Here is an 18,425-nt window from a genome sequence, read left to right on the forward strand (position 1 = left end):
CCGGTCTCCACCCACGGCCCGGCCGGCCCGGTCGCCCCGCTCCGGCCCTACCGGCTCAGCCGCTGGAACCGCCGTACCGACAGCGGCAGGAAGACCGCCGTCAGGATCACCGGCCACACGCCCGCCATCAGCAGCGCGTGCTGCTCGACCCACGCGTCGCCGCCGCCCACCGGCGTCCCGAACAGCTCGCGGGCGGCCGCCGCCGTGGAGGAGATGGGGTTCCAGGCGGCCACCCAGCCCAGCCAGTCGGGCATGAGCTGCGGGGCGACGAAGATGCTGGAGATCATCGTCAGCGGGAAGGCCACCGCGAACAGACCGCCCGCGGCCTCCGGGTTCGGGACCAGGAGCCCCAGCCACACACCGATCCAGATCAGCGCGAACCGCAGCCACAGCAGCAGCCCGAACGCGGCCAGGAAGCCCCAGCCGCCGTCCGGCCGCCAGCCCATGGCCATCGCCGTCAGCATCATGATGGCCAACTCCGCGCAGGCCACGACCAGATCGGTGACCCCGCGCCCGGCCACCACCGCCGAGGACGACATCGGCATCGAGCGGAACCGGTCGATGACGCCCTTCGTGGAGTCGTACACGACGACGGTCGCCGTGTTGATGAAGCCGAACGCCATGGTCATCGCGAACATGCCCGGCATCAGGAAGTCCTTGTAGTCCCCGCCGCCGGGCACCGTCATCGCGCTGCCGAAGACATAGCCGTACAGGAGGACGGACAGGATCGGGAAGCCCAGTTGCCAGGCGATGTTGACGGGCTGGCGCTGGTAGTGGGTCAGGCCGCGGCGGACGATGTTGCCGCAGTCGGCGAGCAGCCAGAACAGGCGGCCGCGCTCGGGCGGCGCCGTCGTCGGGTCGAGGGCGCTCATGCCGCCACCGCCTCCTTCTTCTCCCTCACACCCGCGGCGCTCGTGCGGTGTCCCGTCAGGCGCAGGAACACGTCGTCGAGGCTCGGCCTGCGCAGCCCGATGTCCTCCACCCGGACCCCCTCGTCCTGGAGGGTGCGCGCCACCTCGGTCAGCGCGGACACCCGGTCGGTGACCGGGGCGTGCACGCGCAGCGCCTCCTCGTCGGCCTCCGGTTCGCCGTCGCAGACGCGGGCGACCACCTTCACCACCCTCGGAATCTCCGCCCGCTCGGCGACCACGACCTCGACGCGGTCGCCGCCGACCAGGTTCTTCAGCCCGTCCGGGGTGTCGTCGGCGATGGCCCTGCCCTGGTCGATGACGGTGATGCGAGAGGCCAGCCTGTCGGCCTCCTCCAGGTACTGCGTGGTCAGCAGCACGGTCGTGCCGCTCGCCACCAGCGCCCGCACCGAGTCCCAGACCTCGCCGCGGCTGCGCGGGTCGAGGCCCGTCGTCGGCTCGTCCAGGAACAGGACGGACGGGGCGAGGATCATCGAGGCGGCGAGGTCGAGGCGGCGCCGCATGCCGCCGCTGTACTTGCCGACGCCCCGGTCGGCGGCGTCGGTCAGGTCGAACTGCTCCAGCAGCTCGACCGCGCGGGCCCGGGCCCGCCTGCCGCCCAGGTGGAACAGGCGTCCGAACATCTCCAGGTTCTGCCGACCGGTGAGCACCTCGTCCACGGCCGCGTACTGCCCGGTGAGGCCGATCCGCGCCCGCACCTCGCGCGCCTGCCGGGCGACGTCCAGTCCGGCCACCTCGGCCCGTCCTCCGTCCAGCCTGACCAGCGTGGACAGGATGCGCACGGCGGTGGTCTTGCCGGCGCCGTTCGGCCCCAGCAGGCCGTGCACCGTGCCCTCGCCGACGGTCAGGTCGAAGCCGTCGAGGGCGTGTTTGTCGCCGTACCGCTTCTGAAGGCCCTCGGCCCGTACGGCGTGTCCGTCGCTCATGGGTCCCCCTCTCACTCCCTAACTGAGTACACCGTACCCGATTACGCGTACACCGTACCCAGTTTTGTTTCGCGGAATTAAACTGCCCTCATGGCAAGCGGCACGGAAAGCAGCGGCAGCGGCGACATCGGCCGCACCCTCGACCTGTTGTGGGACACCGGCCGACGGCCCAGCCGGGGGCCCAGACCGGGGCTGACGCTGGAGCGGATCGTGGACGTCGCCGTCGAGGTCGCGGACCGGGACGGGCTCGGCGCGGTCTCGATGCGCCGCATCGCCACCGAGCTGGGCACCGGCACGATGTCCCTGTACCGCTACGTCCCCGGCAAGGGCGAACTGATCGACCTGATGCTGGACCGCGCGCAGCGCCCGTCCGAGGACCCGGGCGACCTCGGCGACGGCGGCTGGCGCTCGGCGCTGGAAGCCCTCGGCCGCGCCACCCTCGCCCTCTACCGCCGCCACACCTGGCTGCTGGAGGTCAACCAGTCCCGCCCGATCCTCGGTCCGGCCGCCCTGGACGGCATGGAGAAGGTGCTCACCCGGATCAGGCCGATGGGCCTGACCGACCGCGAGCTGGTGTCGGCGATCATCATGATCGACGGGTACGTCGTCGGCGCGGCCCGCACACAGGTGTACCAGGAGGAGGCCGAGCGCCGCTCCGGACTGACGGACGCGCAGTTCTGGCAGGCCCAGCAGCCGGTGCTGGAGAAGGCCATGACCAGCGGGCGCTACCCCGTCCTGGCCTCCCTCTCCGAGGACACGTTCGGCACCGACTTCGACCACTTCGAGTTCGGTCTGCAGCGCATCCTGGACGGGCTGGAGGTACTGGTGGCCGCGCGGACCGCGGCGGACGGTTCCGCCGGCTCAGCCGCGCCGGAACAGTCTGCGTAGCCCGAACAGGGCGGCGCACGCGACGATCAGGCCCAGTGCGCCGAACTTGAGCGTGTCACCGCCGGAGCCGTCCTCGTCGGACGCGGCGGCCCCGGCACCCGAGGACGACTCCTCGCCCCCGCCACCGGACCCCGCCCCGGGCGCGTCCTCGGCCCGCACCGGGCTCTGCTCGCCCTCCATCCCGAGCAGCAGCTTCGCACCGTCGGCGGTGTAGGTGACGGACTCGCCCTGCCCCAGCGGCACGCTGATCCGCCCCTTGCGCTCGATCTTCCCGCCGTTCCAGGCGTACCAGATGCCGCCCAGGTAGCCGCGCACGGCGAGCTGCTCGCCGTCCGGGGAGAACGCGGCGTCCGTGGCCCACAGATCGACGGGGGCGGTCGGCCGGAAGACGTTGGTGCCGGACGTCGACAGCTTCGCGGGCCCCTCGTACAGGTGCCCGCCGTCCTCCTTCTTGTCGATGATGTAGACGCGCCCGGTCTTCGGGTGCACGGCCATCGACTCGGCGTCACGGGCACCGTCCGCGTACTTCACCACGTACTGCGCGGCCTTGACGGTCTGGTCCTTCAGTTCCTTCGGCTCGGGCAGCTCGTAGATCCACACGTGCGGCCAGGTGCCGCCGAGGTTGTCCCCGATGTCGCCGACGTAGATCCGGTCGTCCGGGCCTATGGAGATCGCCTCGACGTCCCGGGGCGTGCCGACGCCGGAGAGCGCGACGCGGGCGACGGTCTCGCCGGTGGCGCCGTCCACGGCGTACAGGTACGGCCCGTTGTCCTGGTCGTTGTGCGTCCAGTAGATGCCGGGGTGCAGCCGGGAGGCGGCGAGGCCGCTGGACTCGGTGATGCGCGGGTCCTTGATCGTGAATCCGCCGGACCCGGCGATCTGGCCGTCCCCGTCGGCGGCGGAGGCGGGCACGGCGAACGCGCCCACGAGAAGGGCCGAGGCGACAAGGGCGAGGGGTCGGCGCATGCCCCAAGACTGCCATCCCGCCCGGCGGTTCCTTGCAGGTGGTCGACCTCACCTCGCGCCGGTCGGGGTGATCGTCCATGATGAGCGGATGCTCAGGTTCATGTTCGTCGGTGACTCCATGACGATCGGGAGCGCCGGCGAACACACGTGGCGCTACCGGCTGTGGGAGCACCTGCGCGCCTCGTACGGCCGCCCCTTCACGTTCGTCGGCCCGCGCGAGGCGCTGCACGACCCGGTGACGGACGCCCCCACCTCGTACGCCTACGCCGAGCCCGACTTCCCCCGCGCCCACCTGGCCGGCTGGGGCGAGGGCTGGCACCACATGGCCCCGCTGATCGGCGCGACGGTACGGACCAGCGGTGCGGACGTGCTCCTGGTCTCCCTCGGCCTGATCGACCTCGGCTTCTACACGAACGCCGACCAGACCGCCGACAACGTCCGCGCCTTCGTGGCCGGGGCGCGGACGGCGAACCCGCGCGTCCGCATGGCCGTGATGCCGGTGGTCCCGAACATCCGGGTGGAGGCCGACGCGTCCTTCGCCGGCCAGGTCCACCGCTTCAACGAACTCCTCGCGAAGACGATCGCCGACCTCGACGAGCCGGGTTCCTCGCTGCTGCTCGTCCCGCCGCCCGCCGCCTACGACTTCCACACCGACACGTACGACGGCACGCACCCGAACGAGAGCGGCGAGCACAGGATCGCGGGGGCCTTCGCGGACGCGATGGACGAGGAGTGGGGGCTGGGCGCGCCCTACTCCGCCTCCGCGTAGGCCGTCCGGACCGCCCGGACCAGGTGCTCGGCGCACGGCCGCACGCCGTCGCCCCGGCGTTCCTCCTCCTGCCCCAGGTAGACGGCGCGGGCGTGGGCCATCGGGGGGCGGTGGGCGACCGGCAGTCGCGCGAGGGCCCAGTCGGCCGCCGCGTCCTTCGACCGGATCTCGCCGGTCGCGAGCGTGCTCCAGATCCGGGCGAGGGTGAGCAGGACGTTGCGGGTGTCCGACTCCAGCTCGGCCATGAGCCCCGGCACCCCGGCGACGATCGCCCGCCGCAGGTCCTCGTGCGGAACGGGGTCGAGGAGGGCGGCGGGCGGCGGGCCGTACAGGGGGGCGTCGGCGCGCAGCACCATCGTCAGGAGCGGGGCGAGGTCGGGATCGCCCTCGGGCTCGGGGACGTGGCCGCGTTCGTAGGCGTCGCGCAGCCACTCGCCGTAGAGGTAGTCGCGGCGGGGCGGGTACCGCCAGGGCCGGACGTCGTCCCGCACGACGACGATCAGCTCGACGGGGCGGTGCCCCTCGCCGCCGGACACCTTCAGCAACTCCTCGGTGAGCCGGGCGCGTCGCCCGTGCGTCGTACGGTCCCGCACGACGACCAGCAGGTCCAGGTCGCTGTGCGGGCGCAGGCCGCCGAGGGTGGCGGAGCCGTGCGCGTAGACGCCGAGCACGTCGTGGTCGCCGAGGTGGCGCCGGACGAGGGCGACGAGGTGGTCGGTGCGGTCCCGGTCCCGGTCTGGCATATGCGCGTCCTCCCGAGTCCTGGTCGCCGTGCGTATCGTTGTACCGCGCGGCTGCTCCCGCCCGTGGGACAGCCGGGGAGGAGCGCCACGATGACCGTCCTTGACGACAGGATCGCCATGGCCGACAGCAACACTCAGCGCTTGGACGAGTGGTTCGAGCGGCTGGAGCGGATGCCCGTCCCCGAAGGATTCAGGGTCGAGATCGTCGAGGGCAACGTCCACATGACACCGCAGCGTGGCACCCACCACAAAATCATCCGCCGTATCGAACGATCCATCGAAGACCGTTTCGGCATGGACGTCGAGCTGCTCTCGGACGTCCGCATCGACTTCCCGGGACGCGAGAACGGCTTCTGCCCCGACGTGGCCAAGCTCCGCGACGGCGCGGAGCAGGACGAAACGGGCCACTGGCGGTACCAGGACGTCGAGTTCGTGGCCGAGGTCATCTCCAAGGGCACCGCCGCCAACGACTACGGCCCCAAGAAGCTGGCCTACGCCGCCGCCGAGGTCCCCCTCTACCTCATCGCCGACCCCTACCAGGGGCGCTGCCACGTCTTCTCACAGCCTAAGGACGGGGACTACACGGCCGAGTTCCGGCTCGCCTTCGGGCAGGACCTGGACCTCACCGACACCGTCCTCGGCCTCACCCTCCCGACCGCCGGCTTCCCCCGCGACTGACCGAACGAACCCGCTTGCCTGGAGCGCACTCCAAGCCGTTGGCTTGGGCACCATGGAGTACACGCAGCTCGGACGCACAGGACTCAAGGTCAGCCGGCTCGTCCTCGGGACCATGAACTTCGGACCGCAGACCGACGAGACCGACAGCCACGCGATCATGGACGCGGCGCTGGACGCCGGCATCAACTTCTTCGACACCGCCAACGTGTACGGCTGGGGCGAGAACAAGGGCCGCACCGAGGAGATCATCGGCAACTGGTTCGCCAAGGGCGGCGACCGGCGCGACAAGGTCGTCATCGCCACCAAGGTGTACGGCAACATGGCCGCCGACGGCGACGCGTGGCCCAACCACGACAAGCTGTCCGCGGTGAACATCCGCCGGGCCGTCGACGCCAGCCTCAAGCGGCTGCGGACGGACCACATCGACCTGTACCAGTTCCACCACATCGACCGCGCCACCGGCTTCGACGAGATCTGGCAGGCCATCGACACGCTGGTCCAGCAGGGCAAGGTCCTGTACGCCGGGTCCTCGAACTTCCCCGGGTACAAGATCGCCCAGGCCAACGAGACCGCCGCCCGGCGCGGCGGCACCATCGGCCTGGTCAGCGAACAGTGCCTCTACAACCTGGCCGAGCGCCGCGCCGAGATGGAGGTCATCCCGGCCGCGCAGGACTACGGCCTCGGCGTCATCCCGTGGTCGCCGCTGCACGGCGGGCTGCTGGGCGGCGTCATCAAGAAGGAGGTCCAGGGCGGACGGCGCGCCTCCGGACGGGCGGCCGACACCCTGGCCGACCCCGCGAAGCGGTCGCAGATCCAGGCGTACGAGGACCTGCTCGACAAGCACGGCGTCGAGCCGGGCGAGGCCGCGCTGGCCTGGCTGCTGACGCGGCCCGGCGTGACCGGTCCGATCGTGGGTCCGCGCACCGCCGAGCAGCTCGCGTCGGCGCTGCGGGCCGTGGAGCTGGAGCTGTCGGACGAGCTGCTGGGCGGGCTGGACGAGATCTTCCCGGGGACGGGGCCCTCCCCGGAGGCGTTCGCCTGGTGAGGCGCGCAGGGGCCTGAGGTGGCCGGCGGCGCGCTATCCGAGCGCCGCCGCCACCGCCACCACCACGAGCATCAGCACGAGCACACCGGCCATGATCCGGTTCCGGGTCTTCGGGTCCACGCCCCAGAGCCTAACCGGACGCGCCGAGCGGCCAGCGGGCGACCGCCTCGTAGCGGGGCTGTTCGCCCGGCACTCCGGAGGTCGGCAGGTTGCTGCGCACCAGCGCCAGGTCCGTCACGCTCCAGGTGGGGCCGGTGAAGGCGGCCAGCGCGTCGAGGTACGGCCGGACGTCGAACGCCTCCCGGCTGCGGGCCAGCGTCAGGTGGGGGGTGTAGCGCCGGTGCTCCCCCGTCGGGAGCCCCGCCTTGCGCGCCGCCGACTCGGCACGGTCGGCCAGCAGCCGCAGGGTCGTGAGATCACCCTCCGCGCCCGCCCACAGCGCCCGTCCGTGCCCGAACTGGCCGCCCCCGCGGAGCGCCAGCTCGAAGGAGGCCGTGCGGTGCGCGGCGCGCTCCAGGCGGGCCGACAGGCCGGGGACGAGGTCGTCGTCCACCTCGCCGTAGAAGGCGAGCGTGAAGTGCCAGCCGGGGCGGCCGGTCCAGCGCAGCCCATCCGCTCCGGGCAGCCTGCGCAGCGCGGCCACCTCGGCGGCGAGGTCGTCGGTGACGTGCTCGGGGGGCAGGACAGCGGCGAACAGTCTCATGCCGGACAGTCTCCCCCGGAGAACACGTGTACGTCCGCGCGTGTCCTGGTCACCGTGCGTATCGTTGTACCGCGCGGCTGCACCCGCGTCGGGGGCAGTCGGGGAGGAGCGCCACGATGACCGTCCTTGACGACAGGATCGAGATGGCCGAGGAGAGCACCGGGCTGACTCTGGACGTCATGTTCGAGTGGCTCGAGAAGATGCCCGTCCCCGAGGGGTACAAGACCGAGATCGTCGGGGGTCACATCTTCATGACGCCGCAGCGGCACCAACACTTCGAGATCATCTTCGACGTCCTGGAACAGCTGCGCGCCAAGTACGCACGCAAGCAACTGACCTCGGACGTGCGGATCGACTTCCCCGGGCGGCTGAACGGATTCGCTTGCGACGTCGCGGCCATCGCCCATCGGTCGGTGAAGGACGGCAAGGGTTACTGGCGCTACCAAGACGTCGAATTCGTGGCCGAGGTCATCTCCAAGGACACCGCCGGCAACGACTACGGCCCGAAGAAGGACACCTACGCCACCGCCGGCGTCCCGGTGTACCTGATCGTCGACCCGTACACCGGCGAGTGGCACCTGCACACCCTGCCGAAGGACGGCAAGTACCACAGCGCCGTCAGCTTCGGCTTCGGCGAGGACATCGACCTGACCGGCACCGCCGTCGGCCTCACCCTCACGACCGACGACTTCCCCCGCGACTGACCCGGGGCCCGGCTACGCCGCCGGCGCCAGCTCCTCCCGCCGCTCGCGCGGCACGAACCGCACCTGTGGGTGCCCCCGGTGCCAGCCGACCGACAGCCGCAGGTTGCCGACGCGGGCCAGGACCAGGCCGATCACGACCGCGGCGGCGGCCGCTATCGCGCCGCCGGCGGCGAAGCCGACCCGGGCGCCGTACGTGTCGGTGACCCAGCCGACGATCGGGGCGCCGACCGGGGAGCCGCCGAGGAAGACCATCATGTACAGGGCCATCACACGGCCGCGCATGGCCGGGTCGGTGGACATCTGGATGCTGGTGTTGGCGGTGACGTTGACCGTCATGCTGAAGACACCGATGGGGACCATCAGCAGCGCGAAGAGCCACAGCTCGGGTGCCGTCGCCGCCACCATCTCCAGGGCGCCGAAGGCGAGCGCCGCCGCGATCAGCACCCGCAGCCGCGCCGTGCCGCGCCGGGCGGCGAGCAGGGCACCGGCCAGTGAGCCGACGGCCATGAGGGTGTTGAAGAGGCTGTAGGCGCCTGCCCCCGCGTCGAAGACGTCGTCGGCGAATGCGGACAGGAACACCGGGAAGTTGAAGCCGAAGGTGCCGATGAACCCGACCAGGGTGATCGTCCAGATCAGCTCGGGGCGGCCGGCGACGTAGTGCAGGCCCTCCCGCAGCTGTCCCTTGCCGCGCGGGGCGCGCTGGACGGCGTGCAGGTCGCGTGCGCGCATCAGCATCAGGCAGCTGAGCGGCGCGACGAAGGACAGGCCGTTGGCGAGGAACGCCCAGCCGGTGCCCACCCCGGTGATCATCAGGCCGGCGACGGCGGGGCCGACCAGTCGGGCGGACTGGAAGTTGGCCGAGTTGAGGCTGACCGCGTTCTGGAGCTGGTCCCGGCCGACCAGCTCGGCGACGAACGACTGCCGGGCCGGGTTGTCGACGACGGTGGCCAGGCCCATCGCGAAGGCGGCGACGTACACGTGCCAGACCTGGACGTGCCCGGTCAGGGTGAGGGCGGCGAGGGCGAGCGCGGTCAGGGCCATCGCGGACTGGGTGACCAGCAGCGCGGGCCGCTTGCGCAGGCGGTCCACGAGGACGCCGCCGTAGAGGCCGAAGAGCAGCATCGGCAGGAACTGCAGCGCGGTCGTGATGCCGACGGCCGCGGAGGAGCCGGTGAGGCTGAGCACCAGCCAGTCCTGGGCGATGCGCTGCATCCAGGTGCCGATGTTGGAGACGACCTGGCCCAGGAAGAACAGGCGGTAGTTCCTGACCTTCAGGGAGGCGAACATGGACGTCTTGCGCGGGGCCCCGGGGGCCTTGGACAGGGAGTCGTCGTGGTCAGGTGCGGGGACGGAAGCTGCTCCGGGTCCCGTACTCAAAAGGGTTCGCCTCCTCGCGAATGCTGCCTACAGGTGTGCGAGCTTCTCCAGCACGGGGGCGGCGGCGCGCAGTTTCGCCCACTCGTCCTCGTCGAGCCCCTCGACCAGCGTGGCCAGGAACGCGTTCCGCTTGCGGCGGCTCTCCTCGAGCATGACCACGGCCTGCTCGGTCTGCGTCACGACCTTCTGGCGCCGGTCCTCGGGGTGCGGCTCCAGCCGGACCAGTCCCTTGGCCTCCAGGAGCGCCACGATGCGGGTCATCGAGGGCGGCTGGACGTGTTCCTTGCGGGCGAGCTCGCCCGGCGTCGCGCTGCCGCAGTTGGAGAGGGTGCCGAGCACCGACATCTCGGTGGGGCTGAGTGACTCGTCGACCCGCTGGTGCTTGAGCCGACGGGACAACCGCATCACGGCGGAGCGCAGGGAGTTCACGGCGGCGGCGTCGTCGCCATGCTTGAGGTCCGGCATGTTCCTTAGCGTAACTCATTAGTCTCGCGAAATACCACCGCTCATCCGCCCGCGTGCCCGTGACGCCCGCCACTGAAACTCGTGATTCACCCGTACGAGTGAGTCGTTTCCGGAAAACGGAGCAGCGCCCGGCCCGCGGGGCGACCCTCGTGCGCATGGGGACCAGCGTGCTCAGCCTGCGGATGGACGGGGAGCTGCTCGACCGGCTCCGGCACCACGCGGCCAAAAGAGGAATGAGCGTCCAGGACTATGTCGTCCGGACGCTCATTCGCAATGACTTCGACGAGCGGTTCCAGTCCTCCGTCGAGGAGACGGAGCGGTTCTACGGGGTCACCTGAGCTCCGCTCACGTGAGGCCGAGGGCCGGCATCAGGTAGTAGAAGGCGAACACCGCCGACACCACGTACATCGCCACGGGGACCTCCCGGCCCCGCCCGGCCGCCAGGCGCAGCACCGAGAAGGTGATGAAGCCCATGCCGATGCCGTTGGTGATCGAGTAGGTGAACGGCATCATCAGCATCGTCACGAAGGCCGGGATGGCGATCGTGAAGTCGGACCAGTCGATCTCCCGGATCGAGCCGGCCAGGATCAGGAAGCCGACCGCGATCAGCGCCGGGGTGGCCGCCTGGGACGGGACCATCGTGGCGACCGGGGTGAGGAACAGCGCCGCGGCGAACAGCGCGCCGGTGACGATGTTCGCGAAGCCCGTGCGCGCGCCCTCGCCGACGCCGGCCGTGGACTCCACGAAGCAGGTCGTGGCCGAGGCCGAGCTGGCACCGCCCGCGGCGACCGCGACACCGTCGACGAACAGGACCTTGTTGATGCCCGGCATCTGGCCCCGGGCGTCGGTCAGCTTCGCCTCGTCGCCGACGCCCATGATCGTGCCCATCGCGTCGAAGAAGCACGACAGCAGCACGGTGAAGACGAACAGCACGCCGGTCAGGACGCCGACCTTCTCGAACCCGCCGAACAGGCTGACCTCGCCGACCAGCCCGAAGTCGGGGGTGGAGACGGGGTTGCCGGGCCACTCCGGGGTCGTCAGGCCCCAGGAGGGGATGTCGGTGACGGCGTTGATGATCACCGCGATGACGGTCATCACGACGATCGAGATCAGGATGGCGCCCGGGGTCTTGCGGACGATCAGCGCGAGGGTCAGCAGCACACCGAGGACGAAGATCAGCACCGGCCAGCCGTGCAGGTGACCGCCCGTACCGAGCTGGAGCGGGACGGTGGTCTGGGCGGCGTCCGGCATCCGGGTGACGAACCCGGAGTCGACCAGACCGACGATCATGACGAACAGGCCGATACCGATGGAGATGGCCTTGCGCAGGCCGTAGGGCACGGCGTTCATCACACGCTCACGCAGGCCGGTCGCGACCAGCAGCATGACGATGAAACCGGCCAGCACGACCATGCCCATGGCGTCCGGCCAGGACATCCGCGGGGCGAGCTGGAGGGCGACGACGGAGTTCACCCCGAGGCCGGCGGCCAGCGCGATCGGGACGTTGCCGATGACGCCCATGAGGAGCGTGGTGAACGCCGCGGTCAGGGCGGTCGCGGTGACCAGCTGGCTGTTGTCGAGCTGGTGGCCGTACATGTCCTTCGCGCTGCCCAGGATGATCGGGTTCAGCACGATGATGTAGGCCATCGCGAAGAAGGTGGCGAAACCGCCGCGGATCTCGCGGGGCAGCGTGCTGCCGCGCTCGGAGATCTTGAAGTAGCGGTCGAGGGCGTTCTGCGGGGGCCGTCGGTCTTCCGGCGACTCGGGGGACGGGGGGACCTTGGCGGAGGCCGAGGTGGACATGCGGGACCTCATCACCAACAGGTTCCCCCACGGCCTTGTTGGTGCTTCCTACGAATGAAAGTGGTCAGAGACAAACGGGTTCAGTATGAACGTATGAGCCGCAGATCGCTATCTCCGCGCGTAGACCGGCCGGGCGCCGCGCCGTGAACCCGTCGGCGCCCGGCTCGTAAGCTGTACGCATGACGAAGTGGACACCCACGCACGAGGCGCCGGAGCCCCTGGAGGGCCCCGTGGTCCCGACCATCACCGGCGGCACCGTCCTCTGGTTCGTCCTCTTCCTCGTGCAGCTGCCGTTCTACGGCTGGTTCGACGATCACGGCCACGCCTGGTGGGTGTGGACCTGCCTGGCCGGCGGCGGGCTCGGCCTGATCGGCGTCTGGTACGTGCGCAAGCGCGACGCCGCGATCAAGCGGGCGCGGGAGACGGGCACGGCGTAGCGCCCGACGACCTGCCCGTGGCGTCGGTCGTGGCATCGGCGGAGACGGGCCGGCTGCCTGTGACCCGGCTGACACGGCTGACACGGCTGACACGGCACGGGGACGCGGTTCCGGTCTCGTAGTACTACGGCATCACACGTCGGCGCGGCGCTCCTCCCCAGGTCGGATCTTCCGCGCATTCGGCGGGTGACGCCGTAAAACCGCACGTACCGTCGAATGCATGACGCATCTCGACGCGGACGGCCGACTCGGCTCCGCGCACGCCCTTCCCGTCCCCCCGGCCGCGACCGGGCTGACGGCGGCCCAGGTCGCCGAGCGGATCGCACGCGGTGAGGTCAACGACGTACCGGTACGCAGCAGCCGCTCGCTGGCCGACATCGTCCGCGCCAACGTCTTCACCCGGTTCAACGCGATCATCGGCGTGCTCTGGGTGATCATGCTGTTCGTCGCGCCGATCCAGGACAGCCTGTTCGGCTTCGTGATCCTCGCCAACACCGCCATCGGCATCATCCAGGAGTGGCGTGCGAAGAAGACCCTGGACTCCCTGGCGCTGATCGGCGAGGTCCGGCCGACCGTGCGCCGGGACGGGAAGGCCGCCGAGGTCAGTACGTCGGAGATCGTGCTGGACGACGTCATCGAGACCGGGCCCGGGGACAAGATCGTCGTCGACGGCGTCTGCGTCGAGGCGGACGGGCTGGAGATCGACGAGTCGCTGCTGACCGGTGAGGCCGACCCGGTGGTCAAGCAGCCGGGGGACCAGGTCATGTCCGGCAGCTTCGTGGTCGCGGGCGGCGGCGCGTTCCGGGCGACCAAGGTGGGGCGCGAGGCCTACGCCGCGCAGCTCGCCGAGGAGGCCTCCCGCTTCACGCTGGTCCAGTCCGAGCTGCGCTCCGGCATCTCCACGATCCTGAAGTACGTCACCTGGATGATGGTCCCGACCGCGATCGGCCTGATCCTCAGCCAGCTGCTCGCCAAGGACGACGAGCTGGACGACTCGATCGCGCGCACGGTCGGCGGCATCGTCCCCATGGTCCCGGAGGGCCTGGTCCTGCTCACCTCGGTCGCCTTCGCGATCGGTGTCGTCCGGCTCGGCCGGAAACAGTGCCTCGTCCAGGAGCTGCCCGCCATCGAGGGCCTGGCCCGGGTCGACACCGTCTGCCTGGACAAGACCGGCACCCTCACCGAGGGCGGCATGGACGTCACCGAACTGCGCACCCTCGACGGTGCCGACGAGACGTACGTCCGCACGGTGCTCGGTGCCCTCGGCGAGTCCGACCCGCGCCCCAACGCCTCCCTGCGGGCCGTCATCGAGGCCTACCCGGCGGCCGACGACTGGCGCTGCACCGAGTCCCTGCCGTTCTCCTCCGCCCGCAAGTACAGCGGCGCCACCTTCGGCGAGGGCGACGGCACCTCCAGTACGTGGCTGCTGGGCGCTCCGGACGTGCTGCTGGCCGAGGACGACCCCGCCCTCGCCGAGACCGGGTGGCTCAACGAGCAGGGCCTGCGGGTGCTGCTGCTCGCCCGCGCCGCCCGCGACCTGGACGATCCCGAGGTGGCCGAGGGGGTCACGGCGACCGCCCTGGTCGTCCTGGAGCAGCGGCTGCGCCCGGACGCCGCCGACACGCTGCGCTACTTCGACGAGCAGAACGTCCGGGCCAAGGTCATCTCCGGCGACAACGCGGTGTCGGTCGGCGCGGTCGCCGGCAAGCTCGGGCTGACCGGCGCCACCATCGACGCGCGCCGGCTGCCCGCCGAGCGCGACGACATGGCCGAGGCCCTGGAAGAGGGCACGGTGTTCGGGCGGGTCACCCCGCAGCAGAAGCGGGACATGGTGGGCGCCCTCCAGTCGCGCGGCCACACGGTCGCCATGACCGGCGACGGCGTGAACGACGTCCTGGCGCTGAAGGACGCCGACATCGGCGTGGCGATGGGCTCGGGCTCGGAGGCCACCCGGGCGGTCGCGCAGATCGTGCTGCTCAACAACAGCTTCGCCACGCTGCCGTCGGTGGTCGCCGAGGGCCGCCGGGTCATCGGCAACATCACCCGGGTCGCGACCCTGTTCCTGGTCAAGACGGTGTACTCGGTGCTGCTGGCGGTCCTGGTGGTCTGCTCGCAGGTCGAGTACCCGTTCCTGCCCCGCCACCTCACGCTGCTCTCCACCCTCACCATCGGCGTCCCCGCCTTCTTCCTGGCCCTCGCCCCGAACAGGGAACGGGCCAAGCCCCACTTCGTCCGGCGCGTGATGCGGTACGCGATCCCGGGCGGGGTGGTGGCCGCGGCGGCGACCTTCGCGACGTACCTCGTCGCCCGGCAGCACTACTCCGGCCCGGGGGCGCTGGACGCGGAGACGAGTGCGGCCACGCTGACGCTGTTCCTGGTCTCGATGTGGGTACTGGCGATCATCGCCCGCCCCTACACCTGGTGGCGGGTGGGCCTGGTGGCGGCCATGGGCGCGGCTTTCCTGGTGGTCCTGGGAGTGCCGTGGCTCCAGGAGTTCTTCGCGCTGAAGCTGGTGGGCGTGACGATGCCGTGGACCGCCGTCGGCATCGCGGTGGGGGCGGCGGCCGCCCTGGAACTCCTGTGGAGGTTGGTCGACCGCCGTTTCCCGGCCTAGCCGGAGCCGTGGCGGCGCCGGCGCGCAGGCCCCACCCGGGTGTCCGTACCTGTCCGCAAAAGCGTGAGCATTCCGACCGCGAGTGTCCTCGTCGCGCTCATCCGAGCGCGACGAGGACAGTTTCCCGCCGAGTGCTCACGCCTGGAGATGTGCCCTAGTCGAACCAGCGGTCCCGGGCCAGCTCCTCCGTGCGCGACGGGTCCTCCAGGAGCGCCGCGACCTCGAAGCGGCGCGGCCACTGACCGGCCGCCCAGGCGAGCCCGGCGGCGACGCCCTCCAGGGTCGCGGCGTGCAGCACGCCGTCGTCCGTCAGCCGCCAGTCGATCTCCACGCCGTCGACGACCAGCTCCTCGTGCTCCACGTACGACGCCGGGGTCCGCGCCCCGAGCAGCACCCGCACCGGTTCCGGTACGTCGTGTTCGGCGCCCTGGGAGTCCACCCGGCCGGTGACGGACTCGCTCAGCCGCCGTACCTGGAACAGCTCCGCCAGTTCGGCGGCCCGCGTCGGCCGTACGGGCAGCAGCGGGACGCCCGACGTGAACGGCAGCAGGTCGGGCGAGTCGACCACCACGGCGTCGGCGGCGTCCACCACCTCGACCCGGCCGTCCACCACGGCCCGCACCTCGTCCGGCAGGGTGACCCGGTCCGGGTCCAGCTCGGCCAGCGCGCCGTACAGGGCGTGCAGTTGGGCGGCCGTGACCGGACGGCCGGGGTCGGCGAGACGGTCCAGCAGCTCGGCCGCGCCGCCGGGCTCGTCGAGCAGGGCGGCCACCGACGTGCGTACGCCCAGCGCCCGCAGCACCTGCTCGTCCTCGAAGCCGGTGGCGTCGGCCTCGTCGTACAGGCCGCGCAGGAGCGGGTCGCCGCCCGACGCGCGCAGACCGGCCGGGCGGCGCCCGCCGAGCACCGGGTGCCCGCGCAGCCACCACGCGGTGTACGGCCGTACCACCTCGTGGGTGCCGTCGGGCAGGAGGACGCGCACGGGCTGGACGAGCGCGTCGCGCAACGGCGGCTGTGACAGCAGGGCGAGGGCCTGCGGCCACCGGTCGTCGGCCACGAGGTCCAGGTCGCGCACGGCGACGATCTCGGTGGCGACCGGCGGTACGGGGCTGTCCGGGAAGCGGTCGAGGACGTCCTCGCTCCACACGTCCACGGCGTCCAGCAGACCCGCGTCGTCCGGCTCGGCGAAGTCGCCCTCGCGGGGCTCCAGTTCGTCCGGGTCGAGAACGACGTCGGTGGCGCGGACGAGGGCGAAGGTCACGAGGACACCGCAGGCGGCCAGCGGCTCCGGGCCCCACTTCTCCGCCAGCTCCGCGTCCACGGCGGCGAGTTCGTCCTCGCGCATGACCTGGGCGAAGGAGCCTCCGGGGAAGACGAGCTCGCCGGCCGGGGAGAGTTCGCCGTCCTCGTCGGGCAGGGCGAGCGCGCCGAGCCACGGCTCGTCCCCGGGGTCGATCCCGGCGTCACGCACCAGACCGAGGACGATGTCGGCCAGTTCGTCGGCGTCGAGGGCGTCCTCCTCCCAGCTCGTGCCGCCCTCGTCGTCCAGGGACGCGGCGACGGCGGCGCGCACCTGCGGGGTGGTGAGCACGGCACGCGGGGTGGCCGGGAGGGCGCCGAGCTTCTCCAGGAGCGGATGGGCGGCGTCCGGGTGGGCGACCTTCAGACCGAGGCGGGTGAGGATCCCCGGGTCCAGGGAGGCGGCCTCCGGGGAGGGCAGCAGCACCTGCCGGGGGCCGATGGTCGTACGGCCTCCCCCCGTGCCGAAAGCCTGGGAGGTACCCCCGGCGAGCGGCACGGGCAGCCCGGACAGCCGGTCGGGATCGACCCCGGCGAGGCTGTCGTAGAGCCGCCGCCACCAGGCGGGGGCCTTCTCCAGTCCGGCCAGGCGGTCGATCGCGTCGGTCAGCGGCACCCGCGCCACGCCCAGCGCGCGCAGCTCCGCACGGCGTTCGAGCCCGGCGGGCAGCAGGGTGGGCAGCACCTCGGCGAGGACCCGCACGGTCTCGCCGCCCGCGCCCTCCACCACCTCCGCGTCGCGGGGACGCAGGGACTCGGGCAGGTCGGGGTCGTCCTCGCTCGGCGGGACGGCGGGCGGCAGGAACGAGGTGCGCGGCAGCCGTTCGAGGATCGCCTGTCGCAGCGCGCCGTCCAGCTCGCCCTTGCCCAGCGGGCCGGGCACGAGGTCGACGAGGCCGGTGGTGACCGGCCGCCAGTCGGCGAGCAGCCCGGCGTAGGCGTCCGCGGCCCGCTCCGTCAGGAAGTCGGTCAGGGGGCCGCGCGCGGCGTGCCGGCGGGTGGAGTCCAGCGGGAAGGACGCGATGAGCAGGGCGGGCACGCCGAGGGGCTCGTCGCTGGGCGTGGGGGCGTGCACGACGGGGCTGGTGCGGGGCCGTACGGGGCCGCCGTCGGCGTCGACGGGCACCGCCCAGGTCACGGACCAGTGGGGGCGCAGCCGCTCCTCCACCGGCCGGTCGGCGAGCAGGTCGGGGGTGAGCGGTCCGTGCGCGGCGGCGGTGCGCCAGCGGGTGACGCCCTGACGGGTGTCCTCCACGACGGTCAGGGCGTCCTCGGTGCGGCGGGTGAGGGTGCGTACGTCCTCCCCCGCCTCGACCACGACCTCCTCCAGGCCCGGCAGGGCGAGGAGCAGGGCGTCGTCCACGGCGTGCAGGAGCCGTTCGGCGAGGTCGGCGGCGGCCGTGTCGCGCAACGGGAGGATGACGGCCGTGTCGTACGGGTCGGGAGCGCTGCCCTCGGCGGGGAAGGGCAGCCGCAGCAGCGGGACGTGCCCGTCGCGCCGCCGGATCTCGTCGCCCAGGCCGGGGCTGTGCCGCGCGGTGTCGGCTGCCAGGTCACGGGCCTCGGCCAGGGACCAGCGCACCCCGCCGTGCCGGCCGACGACGGCGGGCTCGTCGGTGACGGCCAGGACGGCGGCGAAGCCGACCCCGAACCGGCCGACCGCGCTGTCCCCGGCGTCCCGCTTGGCGGAGGCGCGCAGGGTGGACAGCGACTCGACGCCGGCCGCGTCCAGCGGGGCGCCGGTGTTGGCGGCGACGAGGACACCGCCGCGCAGGGTGAGCCGGAGCCGACCGGGCACGCCGGCCCGGGCGGCGGCGTCGGCGGCGTTCTGCGCGAGCTCGACGACCAGCCGGTCGCGGTAGCCGCCGAGGACGAGGTCCTCCTCCGCGTTGGCGTCCTCACGGAACCGGGCCGGGCTCGTCGCCCAGGCGTCCAGCACCCCGCGCCGCAGACGTGCCGTACCGAACGGGTCCGCGCCCTCGGCGGCAGGCCGTACGAACATGCTCACGGTGACTCTCCTCATCGACGGACCACGAAGGTACCGCGACGATCCCCCTCACCGACCCGCCACACTTCCAG

At 72.0% G+C, this 18,425-nt stretch carries 17 protein-coding genes; 8 read left to right on the plus strand and 9 right to left on the minus strand.

Going from position 1 to position 18,425, the window contains the following annotated elements:
- Nucleotides 1-47 precede the first annotated feature (47 nt).
- Both RM812_RS26625 and RM812_RS26630 read right to left on the minus strand, forming a co-directional pair.
- Nucleotides 48-872 carry an ABC transporter permease gene (locus tag RM812_RS26625; protein WP_311577020.1) on the minus strand — a complete coding sequence of 275 codons (825 nt, stop codon included), beginning with the start codon at nt 870-872 and terminating at the stop codon, nt 48-50.
- Nucleotides 869-1,855: an ATP-binding cassette domain-containing protein gene (locus RM812_RS26630; RefSeq protein WP_311577022.1), complete on the minus strand. Its 987-nt coding sequence runs from the start codon at nt 1,853-1,855 to the stop codon at nt 869-871. Before RM812_RS26630 ends, RM812_RS26625 begins: the two co-directional genes overlap by 4 nt.
- A 90-nt stretch (nt 1,856-1,945) precedes the next feature.
- Between RM812_RS26630 and RM812_RS26635 the strand changes: the two genes are divergently transcribed.
- On the plus strand, nt 1,946-2,743 hold the full coding sequence (locus RM812_RS26635) for a TetR/AcrR family transcriptional regulator (protein WP_311577024.1): 798 nt from the start codon (nt 1,946-1,948) through the stop codon (nt 2,741-2,743).
- Here the strand turns inward: RM812_RS26635 and RM812_RS26640 are convergent.
- Complete coding sequence (locus RM812_RS26640; RefSeq protein ID WP_311577026.1) at nt 2,717-3,709, minus strand: WD40 repeat domain-containing protein; 993 nt, start codon at nt 3,707-3,709, stop codon at nt 2,717-2,719. The genes RM812_RS26635 and RM812_RS26640 overlap by 27 nt on opposite strands.
- Before the next feature lie 88 nt (nt 3,710-3,797).
- Between RM812_RS26640 and RM812_RS26645 the strand changes: the two genes are divergently transcribed.
- Nucleotides 3,798-4,478 (plus strand): GDSL-type esterase/lipase family protein, encoded by a 681-nt coding sequence (locus RM812_RS26645; protein WP_311577029.1) that lies wholly within the window; start codon nt 3,798-3,800, stop codon nt 4,476-4,478.
- On the opposite strand, the gene RM812_RS26650 is transcribed toward RM812_RS26645, so the two are convergent.
- Nucleotides 4,460-5,221: an aminoglycoside adenylyltransferase family protein gene (locus RM812_RS26650; protein WP_311577031.1), complete on the minus strand. Its 762-nt coding sequence runs from the start codon at nt 5,219-5,221 to the stop codon at nt 4,460-4,462. The two genes, RM812_RS26645 and RM812_RS26650, sit on opposite strands and share 19 nt — an antisense overlap.
- Nucleotides 5,222-5,311: 90 nt before the next feature.
- On the opposite strand from RM812_RS26650, the gene RM812_RS26655 reads away from it, so the two are divergent.
- Both RM812_RS26655 and RM812_RS26660 read left to right on the plus strand, forming a co-directional pair.
- Nucleotides 5,312-5,899, plus strand: coding sequence for a Uma2 family endonuclease (locus RM812_RS26655; RefSeq protein WP_311577035.1), 588 nt, complete (start codon nt 5,312-5,314; stop codon nt 5,897-5,899).
- 52 nt (nt 5,900-5,951) lie between these two features.
- Entirely contained in the window at nt 5,952-6,944 is a 993-nt protein-coding gene (locus tag RM812_RS26660) for an aldo/keto reductase (RefSeq protein WP_311577038.1), read from the plus strand.
- Nucleotides 6,945-7,074: 130 nt separating this feature from the next.
- Here the strand turns inward: RM812_RS26660 and thpR are convergent, their stop codons facing one another.
- Nucleotides 7,075-7,647, minus strand: coding sequence for an RNA 2',3'-cyclic phosphodiesterase (gene thpR, locus RM812_RS26665; protein WP_311577041.1), 573 nt, complete (start codon nt 7,645-7,647; stop codon nt 7,075-7,077).
- Nucleotides 7,648-7,763: 116 nt separating this feature from the next.
- On the opposite strand from thpR, the gene RM812_RS26670 reads away from it, so the two are divergent.
- Nucleotides 7,764-8,351: a Uma2 family endonuclease gene (locus tag RM812_RS26670; RefSeq protein ID WP_311577044.1), complete on the plus strand. Its 588-nt coding sequence runs from the start codon at nt 7,764-7,766 to the stop codon at nt 8,349-8,351.
- A gap of 12 nt (nt 8,352-8,363) precedes the next feature.
- Here RM812_RS26670 and RM812_RS26675 read toward each other — a convergent pair whose 3' ends face one another.
- Both RM812_RS26675 and RM812_RS26680 read right to left on the minus strand, forming a co-directional pair.
- Complete coding sequence (locus tag RM812_RS26675; protein ID WP_311577047.1) at nt 8,364-9,728, minus strand: MFS transporter; 1,365 nt, start codon at nt 9,726-9,728, stop codon at nt 8,364-8,366.
- A 27-nt stretch (nt 9,729-9,755) separates the two neighbouring features.
- Nucleotides 9,756-10,193, minus strand: a complete 438-nt coding sequence (locus RM812_RS26680; RefSeq protein ID WP_217139705.1) for a MarR family winged helix-turn-helix transcriptional regulator — start codon at nt 10,191-10,193, stop codon at nt 9,756-9,758.
- 155 nt (nt 10,194-10,348) lie between these two features.
- On the opposite strand from RM812_RS26680, the gene RM812_RS26685 reads away from it, so the two are divergent.
- On the plus strand, nt 10,349-10,531 hold the full coding sequence (locus tag RM812_RS26685) for a ribbon-helix-helix protein, CopG family (protein ID WP_311577052.1): 183 nt from the start codon (nt 10,349-10,351) through the stop codon (nt 10,529-10,531).
- A 7-nt stretch (nt 10,532-10,538) separates the two neighbouring features.
- Here the strand turns inward: RM812_RS26685 and RM812_RS26690 are convergent, their stop codons facing one another.
- On the minus strand, nt 10,539-11,996 hold the full coding sequence (locus RM812_RS26690; RefSeq protein ID WP_311577055.1) for an NCS2 family permease: 1,458 nt from the start codon (nt 11,994-11,996) through the stop codon (nt 10,539-10,541).
- 179 nt (nt 11,997-12,175) lie between these two features.
- Between RM812_RS26690 and RM812_RS26695 the strand changes: the two genes are divergently transcribed.
- Both RM812_RS26695 and RM812_RS26700 read left to right on the plus strand, forming a co-directional pair.
- On the plus strand, nt 12,176-12,433 hold the full coding sequence (locus tag RM812_RS26695; RefSeq protein ID WP_311577058.1) for a DUF2530 domain-containing protein: 258 nt from the start codon (nt 12,176-12,178) through the stop codon (nt 12,431-12,433).
- 220 nt (nt 12,434-12,653) lie between these two features.
- Nucleotides 12,654-15,047: an HAD-IC family P-type ATPase gene (locus RM812_RS26700; protein ID WP_311577062.1), complete on the plus strand. Its 2,394-nt coding sequence runs from the start codon at nt 12,654-12,656 to the stop codon at nt 15,045-15,047.
- Between the two features lie 154 nt (nt 15,048-15,201).
- Here the strand turns inward: RM812_RS26700 and RM812_RS26705 are convergent, their stop codons facing one another.
- On the minus strand, nt 15,202-18,354 hold the full coding sequence (locus RM812_RS26705) for a sacsin N-terminal ATP-binding-like domain-containing protein (RefSeq protein ID WP_311577065.1): 3,153 nt from the start codon (nt 18,352-18,354) through the stop codon (nt 15,202-15,204).
- Nucleotides 18,355-18,425 lie beyond the last annotated feature (71 nt).

The sequence above is a fragment of the Streptomyces lancefieldiae genome (genome assembly GCF_031845825.1).
Taxonomy (GTDB): Bacteria; Actinomycetota; Actinomycetes; order Streptomycetales; family Streptomycetaceae; genus Streptomyces; species Streptomyces lancefieldiae.